Annotated in this window: 13 protein-coding genes and 1 riboswitch; of the genes, 8 read left to right on the forward strand and 5 right to left on the reverse strand. The window is 70.9% G+C overall.

Annotated features, from left to right (window positions below; genetic code table 11):
- Positions 1 to 10 precede the first annotated feature (10 nt).
- On the forward strand, positions 11 to 463 hold the full coding sequence (locus AUL35_RS15355; RefSeq protein WP_062016282.1) for a low molecular weight phosphatase family protein: 453 nt from the start codon (positions 11 to 13) through the stop codon (positions 461 to 463).
- Here AUL35_RS15355 and AUL35_RS15360 read toward each other — a convergent pair.
- Together AUL35_RS15360 and AUL35_RS15365 are read right to left on the reverse strand one after the other, a co-directional pair.
- Positions 460 to 2,055, reverse strand: a complete 1,596-nt coding sequence (locus AUL35_RS15360; RefSeq protein ID WP_062016284.1) for a DHA2 family efflux MFS transporter permease subunit — start codon at positions 2,053 to 2,055, stop codon at positions 460 to 462. The genes AUL35_RS15355 and AUL35_RS15360 overlap by 4 nt on opposite strands.
- A 36-nt stretch (positions 2,056 to 2,091) precedes the next feature.
- Complete coding sequence (locus tag AUL35_RS15365; protein ID WP_062016286.1) at positions 2,092 to 3,291, reverse strand: HlyD family secretion protein; 1,200 nt, start codon at positions 3,289 to 3,291, stop codon at positions 2,092 to 2,094.
- Between the two features lie 142 nt (positions 3,292 to 3,433).
- On the opposite strand from AUL35_RS15365, the gene AUL35_RS15370 reads away from it, so the two are divergent.
- Entirely contained in the window at positions 3,434 to 4,096 is a 663-nt protein-coding gene (locus AUL35_RS15370; RefSeq protein ID WP_082666368.1) for a TetR/AcrR family transcriptional regulator, read from the forward strand.
- Between the two features lie 24 nt (positions 4,097 to 4,120).
- Here the strand turns inward: AUL35_RS15370 and yihA are convergent, their stop codons facing one another.
- Positions 4,121 to 4,819 (reverse strand): ribosome biogenesis GTP-binding protein YihA/YsxC, encoded by a 699-nt coding sequence (gene yihA / locus AUL35_RS15375; RefSeq protein WP_082666369.1) that lies wholly within the window; start codon positions 4,817 to 4,819, stop codon positions 4,121 to 4,123.
- Between the two features lie 259 nt (positions 4,820 to 5,078).
- Between yihA and AUL35_RS15380 the strand changes: the two genes are divergently transcribed.
- From AUL35_RS15380 to AUL35_RS15395, 4 genes are read left to right on the forward strand one after another with little or no spacing between them, the layout of a single operon-like run.
- Positions 5,079 to 6,113: an iron-siderophore ABC transporter substrate-binding protein gene (locus tag AUL35_RS15380; protein ID WP_062016288.1), complete on the forward strand. Its 1,035-nt coding sequence runs from the start codon at positions 5,079 to 5,081 to the stop codon at positions 6,111 to 6,113.
- Positions 6,110 to 7,093, forward strand: coding sequence for an iron ABC transporter permease (locus AUL35_RS15385; RefSeq protein ID WP_062016290.1), 984 nt, complete (start codon positions 6,110 to 6,112; stop codon positions 7,091 to 7,093). The genes AUL35_RS15380 and AUL35_RS15385 overlap by 4 nt, the downstream gene beginning before the upstream one ends.
- A complete protein-coding gene (locus AUL35_RS15390) occupies positions 7,090 to 8,067 on the forward strand; it encodes an iron chelate uptake ABC transporter family permease subunit (RefSeq protein WP_062016292.1) in 978 nt (325 codons plus the stop codon). The genes AUL35_RS15385 and AUL35_RS15390 overlap by 4 nt, the downstream gene beginning before the upstream one ends.
- A 5-nt stretch (positions 8,068 to 8,072) precedes the next feature.
- Entirely contained in the window at positions 8,073 to 8,843 is a 771-nt protein-coding gene (locus AUL35_RS15395) for an ABC transporter ATP-binding protein (protein WP_062016351.1), read from the forward strand.
- Between the two features lie 275 nt (positions 8,844 to 9,118).
- Here AUL35_RS15395 and AUL35_RS15400 read toward each other — a convergent pair whose 3' ends face one another.
- Both AUL35_RS15400 and AUL35_RS15405 read right to left on the reverse strand, forming a co-directional pair.
- Entirely contained in the window at positions 9,119 to 10,225 is a 1,107-nt protein-coding gene (locus AUL35_RS15400; protein WP_062016294.1) for an acyltransferase, read from the reverse strand.
- Between the two features lie 10 nt (positions 10,226 to 10,235).
- On the reverse strand, positions 10,236 to 11,318 hold the full coding sequence (locus tag AUL35_RS15405; RefSeq protein WP_062016296.1) for a 2'-deoxycytidine 5'-triphosphate deaminase: 1,083 nt from the start codon (positions 11,316 to 11,318) through the stop codon (positions 10,236 to 10,238).
- A gap of 88 nt (positions 11,319 to 11,406) precedes the next feature.
- Positions 11,407 to 11,484: riboswitch (SAM riboswitch) on the forward strand.
- A gap of 57 nt (positions 11,485 to 11,541) precedes the next feature.
- On the opposite strand from AUL35_RS15405, the gene AUL35_RS15410 reads away from it, so the two are divergent.
- Together AUL35_RS15410 and apaG are read left to right on the forward strand one after the other, a co-directional pair.
- Entirely contained in the window at positions 11,542 to 12,738 is a 1,197-nt protein-coding gene (locus tag AUL35_RS15410; RefSeq protein WP_062016298.1) for an O-succinylhomoserine sulfhydrylase, read from the forward strand.
- Positions 12,739 to 12,839: 101 nt separating this feature from the next.
- On the forward strand, positions 12,840 to 13,235 hold the full coding sequence (gene apaG, locus AUL35_RS15415; protein WP_062016300.1) for a Co2+/Mg2+ efflux protein ApaG: 396 nt from the start codon (positions 12,840 to 12,842) through the stop codon (positions 13,233 to 13,235).
- The last annotated feature ends 40 nt before the right edge of the window (positions 13,236 to 13,275 follow it).

The raw sequence follows: 13,275 nt of genomic DNA on the forward strand, positions 1-13,275 counted from the left end.
AAGGGACGAGATGAGCGGCACCCCGGCAGGCGGCGCGCCCGGCTCGATCCTGTTCGTCTGCGGGCAGAACTCGATCCGCTCGCCCATGGCCGAGGCCATCGCTCGGGCCGTCCTGCCGGGCACCTACGTCGCATCGGCCGGGGTGAAGGGCGGCGAGCGCGACCCGTTCGTGGACGTCGTGCTGGCGGAAGAAGGCCTGACACTCGGCGACCGCAGGCCGCAGACGGTCGAGGATCTCGCGGACGGCTATTTCGATCTCGTCGTCACGCTCTCGCCCGAGGCCCATCACGCGGTGATGGACGCGACGGGCGCCGACGCCACCGCGGTCGAGTTCTGGCCCATGCCCGATCCCTCCGCCGTCAACGGCAGCCGCGACCAGATCCTCGACGCCTATCGCGACCTCTACCGGCGCATGCGCCGGCGCCTTACCGAGTTCGGCGAACGCCGGCGCCCGCCGGTCTAGTGCGCGTCGGCCTTCACGCCGGCGCGCGGCTTGGCGATGAAGACGGTCATGACGCACAGGCCGGCGAAGAGCGCGGTCAGGAACAGGAAGACGTCCGAGAAGGCCATGACGCTCGCCTCGCGCCGCACGAGGCCGACGAGCTGGCCGATCGCCGCGTTGGGGCCATCGAGCCCGCCCGCCGAAAGGCTGGCCGCCATCTGCGACAGGCGGTCCTCGGCGATCTGCGAACCCCAGCGCACGCGCTCGGCCAGACGGTCGTAGTGCAGCGCCGTGCGGTCGTTGATCATCGTGTTGATGATCGCAAGGCCCACCGCGCCGCCGAGGTTACGCGTCAGGTTGTAGAGGCCGGAGGCGCCCTTCATCTTGTCCGGGGTCAGCGTTCCCAGCGCCACGTTGTTGATCGGCACCATGGCCATCATCAGCCCGAAGCCGCGCAGGATCTGCGGGATGAAGAGCTCGCGGAAGTCCCAGTCGTGGGTGATGCCGCTCATCAGCCACGTGCCGAGCGCGAACGAGGTGAAGCCCATCAGCATCATGACGCGCGGATCGAGCTTGGTGGAAAGCTTGCCCGAGATCGGGGCGGTCGCGAACATGGCGAGGCCCGAGACGAACATGGTCTCGCCGATCATCAGCGAATCGTAGCCCCGGATGCGGCCGAGATAGACGGGGTAGAGATAGGTCAGGCCGTAGAGCCCGACGCCCATGATGAAGGAGAAGAGCGAGCCGAAGGCGAAGTTGCGGTTCGTGAACGCCGTCAGGTCGACGATCGGCTCCTTGGCCGTGAAGGCGCGGTAGAGGAACAGGAGCGCGCCCAGCACCAGGATCACGGTCATGACGACGATCACCTGGTCGTCGAACCAGTCGTCGAGCGGCCCCTCCTCCAGGACGTATTCGAGCGAGCCGAGGAAGGCGGCCATGCCGAGAAGCCCGAACCAGTCGAAGTTCTTGAAGAGCGCGAGGTTCGGCTTGTCGAAGTCGACGAGGTTCCAGACCGAGATCGCGACCACGATGCCGAAGGGCACGTTGACGAGAAACAGCCAGTGCCACGACAGCGCATGGCTGAGGTAGCCGCCGACGGTCGGGCCGATCGTGGGGGCGAGCGTCGCCACGAGGCCGATCATGGGCGAGACCACGGCGCGCTTGGAGGGCGGGAAGATCGTGAAGGCCGCCGCGAACACGCTCGGGATCATGCCGCCGCCGATGAAGCCCTGCAGCGCGCGGTAGATGATCATCTGGTCGATGTTGGTGGCCGTGGCGCACAGCGCCGAGGACGCCGTGAAACCGGCCGCCGCCAGCGTGAACAGGACGCGCGTCGACAGCATCCGGGCGAGGAACCCGGACAAGGGGATCATGATCACCTCGGCGATCAGGTAGGCGGTCTGGACCCAGGCGATCTCGTCGGTCGAGGCCGACAGGCCCGCCTGGATCTCGGCCAGCGAGGCCGAGACGATCTGGATGTCCAGGATCGCCATGAACATGCCGAACACCATCGCCATGAAGGCGAGCATCCGGCGCAGCGGCACGGCATCGGGGGCGGCGGGCGGCGCGGCGGCGCGCGGCGGGCCGCCGGCGGTCAGGGTCGTCGAGGACATGCGATCCCGCCTTTCGCGAGAGGAATCGGCTGAGGCTTAGCGGTTGGCGGCCCCGGTGGCGCCCGGCGCGGTGCGCCGGTCCACCGACACGGTGACCGAGAGGCCCGGCCGCAGCTTGCCGGAATGGGCGTCGGCCGGATCGATCGCGATCCGAACCGGCACGCGCTGCACGATCTTGGTGAAGTTGCCGGTCGCGTTGTCGGCCGGCAGCAGCGAGAAGACCGAGCCCGAGGCCGGCGAGACCGACTCCACCGTGCCCGTCACCTCGACGCCCGGCAGCGCATCGACCTCGATGCGCGCCCGCTCGCCCGCGACGATCTCGCCGAGCTGCGTTTCCTTGAAGTTCGCATCGACGAAGACCTTGTCGAGCGGCACGATCGCGGCGAGGCGCCGGCTCGGCGAGACGAGGTCGCCCGGCTGGGCCGCGAGGTTGCCGACGATCCCGTCATAGGGCGCGCGCAGCGTGGTGAAGGAGAGGTCGCGCGCCGCCTGGTCGCGGGCGACCGTGAGCTCGCCGGTCTTGCTCTCGCCTTCCTTGATCTGGGCATCCAGCACGCCGACCTGCGCCTCGGCGGCGCTGATCGTGGCATCGGCGCCACCGAGGCGCGCATCGGCCGCGGCCTTGGCGGAGCGGGCCTGGTCGAGCACGACCTGCGTGCCCGCGCCGGACTGGACGAGGCGCTGGGCGCGCTGGAGGTCGAGCGCGGCCTGGTCCGCCGTGCTCTGGAGCGCGGCGCGGTTGGCCTGCGCCTCGCCCACCTGCCGCTGGGCGGCTTCGCGCTGGGCGCGCACGCTGTCGATCGTGGCGTTCTGGGTGGCGAGCTTGGCCTCGGCCGAGCGCAAGGCGAGCTGGTAGTCGCCCGGGTCGATCTCGACGATCGGGTCGCCCGCCTTCACGGTCTGGTTCTCCACCACCGGGACGCTCGCGATATAGCCCGTGATCTTGGGCGTCATGATCGCCATGTCGGCTGAGACGTAGGCGTCGTCGGTCGTCACCATGAAGCGCCCGTCGATCCACCACTGGTGGCCGAACCAGGCGCCGCCCGCCACTGCCGCCAGGAGAACGCCCGACAGGAGAAGCTTGCGCAGGCCCCCGCCCTTCCGCTTGGGCGGTGCGGCCGCCTGCGCGGGCGCTGCGACCGGCGCGGTCTCGGACGTCTTGCGACCAACGACCTCGAGACGGGGCTGCGCGCGCTCGCCGGGCTCTCCGACCTTCTCGGTGACGGACTGGGACATGACAACCTCGGGAAAAATCGAACCGAACCGTTCAGTTCGATCTTGACCTAACGCGTCGCCTCGCGCATTTCAAGCGGGTCAAGGTGCACTGCAAAAAGAAAGTTCACCTTACCGTGAAAACCGTTTGAATCGGGAGGCTTCCTTGAGCGAGACCATGGCGCGGATCTGCCCGGCCGAAGGTCGCAGCGCGGCCGGCGAGGACCCGGCGAAGCGGCGCCAGATCCTGGAAGGCGCCAAGCGGGTCTTCGTGTCGACGGGCTTCGACGCGGCCTCGATGAACGACATCACGCGCGAGAGCGGCGTGTCGAAGTCGACCCTCTACGTCTACTTCCGCTCGAAGGAGGAGCTCTTCCACGCCCTGATCGCGGAGGAGCGCGAGGCCTACTTCGCCGATATCGAGGAACTCCTGGTCGATGCCGGGCGGCCCGACGTCACGCTGCGCCGCTTCGCGCAGCGCCTGTTCGACCTGATGCTCTCGCCCGAGGCCATGACCGCCAAGCGCACCGTGATCGCGGTGGCGAGCCGCATGCCCGAGCTCGGGCGCGAGTTCTACCGGCGCGGCCCGATGCGCGGCCTGGCGCTGGTCGCCGAATTCATCCGGCGCGCCAGCGAGCTCGGCACGCTCAAGGTCGAGGATCACGAGCTCGCCGCCTCGCAGTTCATCGAGCTGGCGACCGCCGGCGTCCTGCGCCGCCGCTTCTTCGACGACCAGGCCCCGCCCCTGTCGGCGTCCGAGCGCGACCGCATCGTCGACGCGGCCGTGCGCGTCTTCATGGCGGCCTACGGGCCGGACCGGCGGGACTGAACGCCCCCGCCGCCCGCTCGCGCCTCAACGCCCGGGCGTGGCGAAGTCGGCGATCGCGGCCTGGACCTCGGCCATGCCCCAGCCCTTCTCGGACGAGGTGGACAGAATGGCGGGATAGGCGGCGGGCCGCTTGCGGATCAGCTCGCGCGTCGCCGCCTCCAGCTTCGGCAGCGCGAGGTTCGAGATCTTGTCGGCCTTGGTCAGCACGATCTGGTAGGACACGGCGGCCTTGTCGAGGAGCTGGAGCACCTCGATGTCGTTGCCCTTGATGCCGTGGCGCGCGTCGATCAGCACGAAGACGCGCTTCAGCGTCGCGCGCCCCCGCAGGTAGTCGAAGACGAGCTTGGTCCAGGCGTCGACCTGGTCCTTGGGTGCCTTGGCGTAGCCGTAGCCCGGCATGTCGACGAGCGCGAGCGGCGGCAGGTCTCCCGCTTCGCCGGAATAGCCGTCCGGCACGAAGTAGTTCAGCTCCTGCGTGCGCCCCGGCGTGTTGGAGGTGCGCGCCAGCCCCTTCTGCCCGACCAGCCCGTTGATCAGCGACGACTTGCCGACGTTGGAGCGCCCCGCGAACGCGACCTCGGGCGGACCCTCGGGCGGCAGGAACTTCATGGACGGAACGCCCCGGATGAAGACCCAGGGGCGGGCAAAGAACAGGCGCGCCGATTCCAGGCGCGCGGCCTCGCGCGCGGCAGCCGCCTCGGTCTCGGGCGTCGCCTCGCTCATGCTCCGCGCTCCGCGACAAGAGGTTCGGGCGGGATGGAAAAGGGTCGGGGCCCGGCGGGCATGGCGGCTCCTGGCTCACAGGATCGGGCGGAAGCGAAGCCCCCGCGAGACTGGAAAGGTCCGGCTTTACGGGAAAGCCGCCGGGCGCGCCAGCATGTCGCCCCTGGTTCGGCCATCCCGCGCAGCGCTCCAATAGTTGACTCATGCCATCAAGTTTGCGACCTCCGGCCGGTCCGCCGCCCGCCGCGAGTTGCCTTGCATGATCCCGTTCCACCTTCCCGGCCGGCTCACGGCTTCCCGCGAGAGCCCCGGCCCGACGCGGCGCACGGTGCTCGGCGGCCTCGCCTGCGCGCTGTTCGCCCGGCCCGCGTGGGCGCAGGCGGAGATCCGCTTCCGGCACGTGTTCGGCGAGACGGTCCTTGCCAAGCCCGCCGTGCGCATCGTCTCGCTCGGCTTCACCACGCAGGATCCCCTCCTTGCGCTCGGCGTCCAGCCGGTCGCGGTGCGCGCCTGGTTCGGTGACCAGCCCGCCTCGATCTGGCCCTGGGCCCAGCCCTATCTCCGGGGCGAGGCGCCCGCCGTGATCGCGGGCGAGGTCGCGATGGAGACCGTGGCCTCGCTCCGACCCGATCTCATCGTCGCCATCGGCTCCGGCATCACGCAGGACGAATACGCGATCCTGTCGCAGATTGCGCCGACCCTCATGCAGCCGCCGGGGGCCGCGACCTACGCCCTGCCGTGGGACGAGACGACGCGCCTCCTCGGCCGCGCGCTCGGCCGCGATGCCCTGGCCGAGGAGCGCATCGCGGAAACGCGCCGGCTCTTCGCCGAGGCCCGGGCGCGCCATCCCGACTGGGAGGGCCGGAGCGCGGCGGCGGCCTACCATTTCGGCGGCGAGACGGGCGCCTTCACGGCCGAGGACACGCGCGGCCGCTTCCTGAGCGAACTCGGCTTCCAAATCCCGCAAGAGATCGAGCGGCTGGGCGGAGGCCACTTCTACGCCGGCCTCTCGCCCGAGGACCTGTCGCCGCTCGACGCGGATCTCCTCGTCTGGGTCTCGTCGCTCGACGCGGCGCCCGATCTCGCCGCCCTCCCCATGCGCCGGCTCCTCGGTGCGCACCGAGAGGGGCGCGAGGTCTTCGCCGGGGCGCTGACGGCCGGGGCCCTGTCCTTCGGCAGCGTCCTGTCCCTGCCCTTCGCGCTGGCGCAGCTGGAGGGCGACATGGCGCTGGCGCTCGACGGCGACCCGGCGACCGCCGTGCCCTCGGCGGTGCGCGCGGGCCTCGCGCCTTGAGGCTGCTGCTCGCCGCAGCGCTCCTCGCCCTGGCGGTGTTTCTGGCGCTCTCGCTCGGCGCGCGCCCGCTCGGCCTCGCCGAGGTCTGGCAGGCGCTCGCCGGCTTCGACCCACAGGACCCCGGCCACGTCGCGGTGCGCCTCGTGCGCCTGCCGCGCGTGGCGGCGGCGCTGGTCGCGGGCGCGGGCCTCGGCATCGCGGGCTCGGTGATGCAGGCGTTGACGCGCAACCCGCTTGCCGATCCCGGCATCCTCGGCGTCAGCGCCGGCTCGGCGCTCGCGGTCGTGCTCGGCTCCCTGTTTCTGGCGCGCGCCGACAGCGGCTTCCTTGCGCTTCTGGCCTTTCCGGGCGCGGCGCTGGCGGCGGTCGCGGTCTTCGCGCTGGGCGGCGCGCTGCGGGGCGACGCCGGCCCGGTGCGTCTCGTTCTGGCCGGCGCGGCGCTGAACGCCCTTCTCCTGTCGCTCGTCTCCGCCGTGGTGCTGACGCGCTCCGACTCGCTCGAGGTCTTCCGCTTCTGGGTCAACGGCTCGCTGGCGCAGGCGGGCGAGCGCCCGCTCGCCTCGATGGCGGCGGTGGCGCTCGGCGGCGCGCTCCTCGCCTTGGCGGTCGCGCCGACGCTCGAGACCCTGTCGCTGGGCAACGCCGTGGCGCGGGGGCTCGGCACGCGCCTCCTGCGCGCGCAAGGGACCGCGCTCCTCGTCGTCACGCTCCTCACCGGCGCCTCGGTCGCGGTGGCGGGCCCGGTCGCCTTTCTCGGGCTGATGGTGCCCCCGCTCGCCCGGCGCCTCGCGGGCCACGCCCTTCGCGCCGAGCTTCTCGCCTCCGCGCTTCTGAGCGCGACGCTGCTGCTTCTCGCCGACACGCTCGGCCGCCTCGTGATCGCCCCGGCCGAGCTGCGCGTCGGCCTCGTGACGGCGCTCGTCGGGGGGCCGATCTTCGTCCTCCTCGTGCGCCGCCTTTCGCTCGGGTCCCGCGCATGAGGGGCGCGCTCGGCCTCCTGGCACTCCTTCTCGCCGCCGCTCTCCTGTCGCTTGCGGTCGGGGAGACCCTGATCGGGCCGGGCGCGCTCTGGCGCGGGGTCTGGCATGGCGAGGGACCGGGCGCGCTGGCCGTGCGCGTCATCCGGGGTCCGCGCCTCGTCACCGCGCTCGGGGCCGGCGCGGCGCTCGGCCTGTCGGGCGCCGTGCTCCAGACGCTCCTGCGCAATCCCCTCGCCTCGCCCGACATTCTCGGCTTCAACGCGGGCGCGGGCCTGGCCGTGGTCGCGTCGATCGCGCTCGGCTGGACGCTGCCGCCGCCGCTCGTCGCGGCCCTCGGCGGCATCGCGAGCGCGCTTCTCGTGACCCTTCTCGCCCATCGCCCGGGCCGGGGCGACGCGACGCTGATCCTCGTCCTGGTCGGGCTCGGCGTCGGCTTCACGCTGACCGCCGTGACGAGCCTCCTGTCGCTCCGCTTGCCGGTGACGCAGGCCGCCGAAGCCCAGCGCTGGGTCGCGGGATCGCTCGCCGCGCGCAACGGGGGCCATGCGCTGCAGGTCTGGGTACCCGGCCTTGCGCTCGGCGCGATTCTGGCGGTGCAGGTCCGCTCGCTCCAGCTCCTGGAACTCGGCCCGGAGCTGGCGCGCGGCCTCGGGCTGCGGGTCGAGGGGGCACGCCTCGCGCTCGTCGGCACGGCCGTGCTGCTCGCGGCCGCCGGCGTCGCGGTGGCGGGACCGGTCGCCTTCGTCGCCCTCATGGCCCTCCCCCTCGGCCGGCGTGTCACGGGCGCGCGCGGCACGGCGGGTCGCCTCCTGTCGGCCGCCGGCGGCGGCGCGCTCGTCATGGCGCTGGCGGACCTTGCCGGACGCGCGGCGCTGCCGGGCATCCAGCTCCCGGTCGGCGTCACGGTGGGCGTGATGGGCGCGCCCTATCTTCTGTGGCGCCTCGCGCGCGAGATGGACCGGGGGGAGCTGTGAGCGAGATGATCCTGCGCGCCGAGGAGCTGTCGCTCGGCTACGGCGCGCGCCGCGTCGTCGAGAACCTGTCGCTCGACCTGCCGCCCCGCCGCATGACCGCGATCCTCGGGCCGAACGGCTGCGGCAAGTCCACGCTCCTGCGGGCGCTGGCCCGCCTCATCGAGCCCCTGTCGGGCCGCGTGACGCTCAACGGGGCGGACCTGCGCCGCGAGAACACGCGCCGCCTCGCGCGTCGCCTCGCGATCCTGCCCCAGGCGCCGCTGGCGCCGGGCGGCATCACGGTGCGCGAGCTCGTGGGCCGGGGCCGCGCGCCCTGGCGTGCCTTCCTCGCGCCCTGGAGCGAGGCCGACACCCTGGCCGTGCGCGGCGCGCTGGAAGCCGTCTCGATGAGCGCGCTCGCCGACCGGCCGGTGGACGAGCTGTCGGGCGGCCAGCGCCAGCGCGTCTGGCTGGCGCTGGCGCTCGCGCAGGACACGCCGGTTCTGCTCCTCGACGAGCCGACGACCTGGCTCGACCTGCCGCACCAACTGGAGGTTCTGCGCCTTCTTCGCACGCGCAACGAGAAGGCGGGCACGACCGTCGTCAGCGTTCTCCACGACCTCAACCTCGCGGCGCGCTTCTTCCACCATCTGGTGCTTCTGGGCGACGAAGGGCTGGTCGCCGCGGGTTCGCCCGTCGATGTCCTCACCGAAGCGAACCTTTTGCGCGCCTTCGGCCTTTCGGCCCGCGTTCTGGCCGACCCGGTCGCTGGCACGCCGATGGTGGTGCCGTTGTAGGGCGAGGGGCGCAAAGCTGACCTCACGCCTTCGTGAGCGATCGTTTGGTCGCATGACGAATGCGCGCCGGCACTCTATTTTCGGTTGTGCGGACGGGAGGCTGCTTCGATGACGGTAGAAGCGACAAGACGACAGGCGGAGAGGATCGAGGCGAGCCATGCCGCCCCGTCCCCGCGCCCTACGCCCGAACCCCTCCGCCCGGCCTCCGGCCTCATCCTCGGCCTGATGCTTTCAAGCGTCCTCTGGCTGGCGCTCCTGGTGCTCTGGCTTCTGTTCTAGCGGGTGGCGGAAGCCGATGGGCGCTTTCTCCAGGAAAGGGCGGGCTTCTCGATCGCATACCAGGACGCGACGCTCAGCGGCACGACGATGACGGTTGCCAGAAGCGCGTTTTCCCAGGGTGTCTGGCCCGGTCGCCAGATCGCCTGCTGGACGGGCCAGGCATAGATGTAGATCCCGTAGGAGAAGTCCCCGATGCGATCCAAATCCGCATGCGGCGCGAGGTAGGCGACGGCGAAGATCGCGTAGACGAGACAAACGGAAAGGACGACGGGAAAGAGTGCCGTGCCCCAGAACGGCCAGGGCAGGAGAACGGCGAGGACGGCCACCGCCCCGTTCAGTGGCACACGGTCCCGATTGATCCAGAACAGGGCGCCGATCACGAAATAAGCGAACTGCCGGTTATGATTGGACGCGATACCGAGCATCGGCAGGTAGGACTGCAGGACGTAGCCGGCGACCAGAATGGCGCCCAGCGCCGTGTTGGCGATGGCTCGTCGTCGAAAGCCGCCCATGAGCCCGAAGGCGAGTACGGCGACATAGCAGCGAAGTTCCAGGATCACGGTCCAAAGCGAACCGTTGACGGAATCGCTGAAGGGCCGGTCCGCGAAGACGCCGGGCAGCTGCGTCCGCAGATCCAGCAACAAGGCGCCCATGGCGAAGGACCATGTCTGAGGCGAGCGGAAGAACTCGCGTGCGCCGAGCGTCGAAAGCATCGGTCCGAGAACCAGAAGCATCAGCGCAAAGAAGGCGAGCGCGGCCGGGTAGAGCCGCAGGACCCTGCTGACGACGAAGTCCCGCCAGGGGCGGTTCTCGAAACTCGCCGTCACGAGAAAGCCGCTGATCGCGAAGAAGCCGGTCACGGCGATGGCCCCGATCCAGGTGCCGGGCATCATGAGGCGGGAAACGGGATCGAAGCCCGACCCCGTGAGTGGCCAGGCATGCCCCCATAGGACCAGCAGCGAGAAGACGAGGCGGATCAGCGTGAAGTTGTTGTCGCGCCGGCCGTCGAATCGCGACAGGCGAGTGAATGCGAGAAGCGGATGCGCCTCCATGCGCGCGGTGGTGATGCCCGGGCGATCGCGGTCCCGGGAAGGCGCGCCCAATCGCAAGCGTCTACCGGAAATGCTTCGACAGCTTCAGGCCCTGCGCCTGGTAGTTCGAGGCGAGATCGAGGCCGTAGAGGCGGTCCGGGCGGGCCGACATCGGCTCGTAGACGAGGCGGCCGACCGTCTGGCCGTGCTCCAGGATGAAGGGCACGTCGTGCGAGCGCACCTCGAGGACGGCGCGGCTGCCGGTGCCGCCCGCCCGCCCGTGGCCGAAGCCCGGGTCGAAGAAGCCGGCGTAGTGCACGCGGAACTCGCCCACCAGCGGGTCGAAGGGCGTCATCTCGGCCGCATAGTCGGGCGGCACGTGGACCGCCTCCTCCGATACGAGGATATAGAACTCGTCGGGGTCGAGCACGAGTTCGCCCGTGCCCGAGCGCCGGATCGGCTCCCAGTAGTCGAGGACGTCGTGCGCGGCGCGCCGGTCAACGTCGACGACGCCCGTATGGCGCTTGCCGCGATAGCCGACGAGGCCGCTCTCGTCGCCGCGAAGGTCGATCGAGACCGCGATGCCCATGTTGGAGATGTCGGGCCGCGCGGCGCTGGTCAGCCGCTCGCTCGCGTGCAGCGCGGCCAGCTCGTCGCCGCTCAAGATCGCGTCGCCGGAGCGGAAGCGGATCTGGCTGAGGCGCGAACCCTCCCGCGCGACGATCGGAAAGGTGCGCGGGGAGATCTCGATGAACAGCGGTCCCCGGTAGCCGGCGGCCACCTTGTCGAATTCCGGCGCCCCGTCGGTGAGGACGCGCGTGAAGATGTCGAGCCGGCCGGTGGAACTCTTGGGGTTGGTCGCAGCCCGAAGGTCGGCGGGAAGCGCGAGGCTCTCCAGGAGCGGCACGACATAGACGCAGCCCGTCTCCAGGACCGCCCCGGTGGAAAGGTCGATCTCGTGCATCGAGAAGCGCTCCAGCTTCTCGGCGACCGTGCGCCCGCGCCCCGGCAGGAAGCTGGCGCGCACCCGGTAGGCCTTGGGACCGAGCCGCAGGTCGAGGCTCGCCGGCTGGATCTGGTCGGGATCGAGCGGGCGCGGACTCGCGATCGCGCCGGACTGGTGGAGGCGCGCGATCTCGCGGTCGGGAAGGATGCCGGCGGTCATGGTCCTCCTTCTCCCACAAGCCTGACTTCCGCAAGGTTAAAGCGCGGGGCCGCCGGTTGCCATCGCGCGGGCGGAGGATTATGCCTCTCCGCCATCCCGTGGTGATTTTGGCCGGCCGGCTTGCAGCCACGTAAAACAACTCGCTAAGAGCCGCTTTCCGCCCGATTGCGCGCGCCTTTGCTCGAGTTCTCGATCCTCGAAGCCGGCCTCGGAGCGTCTGTCCATGCTGACCACCAACGACGAACACCGCCCCTTGCGGCCCGCGACCAGCCTCGTCCACGGCGGCACCATGCGCTCGCCCTTCGGCGAGACCTCCGAGGCGCTCTTCCTGACGCAAGGCTTCGTCTACGAGACGGCCGAGGCGGCCGAGCGGCGCTTCAAGGGCGAGGAGCCCGGCTTCGTCTACTCGCGCTACGCCAACCCGACGACGCGCATGTTCGAGGAGCGCATGATCGCGCTGGAAGGCGCCGAGGACGCGCGCGCCACCGCCAGCGGCATGGCCGCCGTCTCGGCCGCGCTTCAGTGCTCGGTCAAGGCCGGCGACCACGTGGTGGCCGCGCGCGCGCTGTTCGGCTCGTGTCGCTACATCATCGAGACCGTGCTCGGCCGCGCGGGCGTCGCGTCCACGCTGGTGGACGGGCGCGACCTCGACCAATGGCGCGCGGCGGTGCGGCCCGAGACCAAGGTGTTCTTCCTGGAGTCGCCCACCAACCCGACGCTGGAGGTGGTGGATATCGCGGCGGTGGCCGAGATCGCGCATGCGGCCGGCGCGATCCTGATCGTCGACAACGTCTTCGCGACGCCCCTCCAGCAGAAGCCGCTGGAGCTCGGCGCCGACGTCGTGGTCTATTCCGCCACCAAGCACATCGACGGCCAGGGCCGGTGTCTGGGCGGCGTGATCCTGTCGAACCAGACCTGGATCGACGAGACGCTGCAGGACTTCTTCCGCCACACCGGCCCCTCGCTCTCGCCCTTCAACGCCTGGACGCTCCTGAAGGGCCTGGAGACGCTGCCGCTGCGCGTCGCGCAGCAGAGCGCGAACGCCGCCAGGCTCGCCGACTTCCTCGCCGCCTCGCCCAAGGTCGCGCGCGTTCTCTACCCCGGCCGCGCCGACCATCCGGACGCCGCCGTCATCGCGCGCCAGATGAAGGGCGGCTCGACGCTGGTGGCCTTCGAGCTCGCCGGCGGCAAGGAGGCCGCCTTCCGCCTTTCCAACGCGCTGCGGATCGTGAAGATCTCCAACAATCTGGGCGACGCCAAGAGCCTGATCACGCATCCCGCCACGACCACGCACAAGAGCCTGACCGAGGAGGCGCGCGCCGAGCTCGGCATCGGGCCGGGGCTCCTGCGCCTGTCGGCGGGGATCGAGGACGGCGAGGATCTTCTGGAGGACTTCGAGCGGGCGCTGCGCCTCGCCTGAAGGCCGGCGGTCCCGGCCGATTTGACCTTTCGGGGCGTCCGGGCGACAAGCGTTTGGACGCCCTTTGTTCCCGGGCGCGAGTGCCAAAGACCCGAGACGCCATGTACACGGCCACCACGCGCCACATCACCGTCAGCGTGACCCCGAGCTACCTGCCCGACCAGTCCGAGCCGGACGAGAACCGCTGGGTCTTCGCCTACCGGATCGAGATCGAGAACGGCTCGCGCGAGACCGTGCAGCTGCGCTCGCGCTACTGGCACATCACCGACGCGCACGGCCATGTCGAGGAGGTGCAGGGGCCGGGCGTGGTGGGCGAGGAGCCGATCCTGTCGCCCGGCGACAGCTTCACCTACACGTCGGGCTGCCCGCTCGGCACGCCGTCCGGCATCATGCGCGGGCGCTTCCGCATGCAGGGCGTGGACGGCACCTATTTCGAGGTCGAGGTACCGGCCTTCTCGCTGGACGTGCCCAGCGACCGGCCGCGCACCCTGAACTAGGACGCTTCGGCCGGAGCAGGACCGGCCAAGGTTTTGAAGC

The organism is Aureimonas sp. AU4, from assembly GCF_001463765.1.
Lineage (GTDB): Bacteria > Pseudomonadota > Alphaproteobacteria > Rhizobiales > Rhizobiaceae > Aureimonas.

Coding starts and splice junctions, on each gene's coding strand:
- AUL35_RS15355 (WP_062016282.1), top strand. CDS start 11: ATGAGCGGCACCCCGGCAGGCGGCGCGCCCGGCTCGATCCTGTTCGTC.
- AUL35_RS15360 (WP_062016284.1), bottom strand. CDS start 2,055: ATGTCCTCGACGACCCTGACCGCCGGCGGCCCGCCGCGCGCCGCCGCG.
- AUL35_RS15365 (WP_062016286.1), bottom strand. CDS start 3,291: ATGTCCCAGTCCGTCACCGAGAAGGTCGGAGAGCCCGGCGAGCGCGCG.
- yihA (WP_082666369.1), bottom strand. CDS start 4,819: ATGAGCGAGGCGACGCCCGAGACCGAGGCGGCTGCCGCGCGCGAGGCC.
- AUL35_RS15380 (WP_062016288.1), top strand. CDS start 5,079: ATGATCCCGTTCCACCTTCCCGGCCGGCTCACGGCTTCCCGCGAGAGC.
- AUL35_RS15390 (WP_062016292.1), top strand. CDS start 7,090: ATGAGGGGCGCGCTCGGCCTCCTGGCACTCCTTCTCGCCGCCGCTCTC.
- AUL35_RS15395 (WP_062016351.1), top strand. CDS start 8,073: ATGATCCTGCGCGCCGAGGAGCTGTCGCTCGGCTACGGCGCGCGCCGC.
- AUL35_RS15405 (WP_062016296.1), bottom strand. CDS start 11,318: ATGACCGCCGGCATCCTTCCCGACCGCGAGATCGCGCGCCTCCACCAG.
- AUL35_RS15410 (WP_062016298.1), top strand. CDS start 11,542: ATGCTGACCACCAACGACGAACACCGCCCCTTGCGGCCCGCGACCAGC.
- apaG (WP_062016300.1), top strand. CDS start 12,840: ATGTACACGGCCACCACGCGCCACATCACCGTCAGCGTGACCCCGAGC.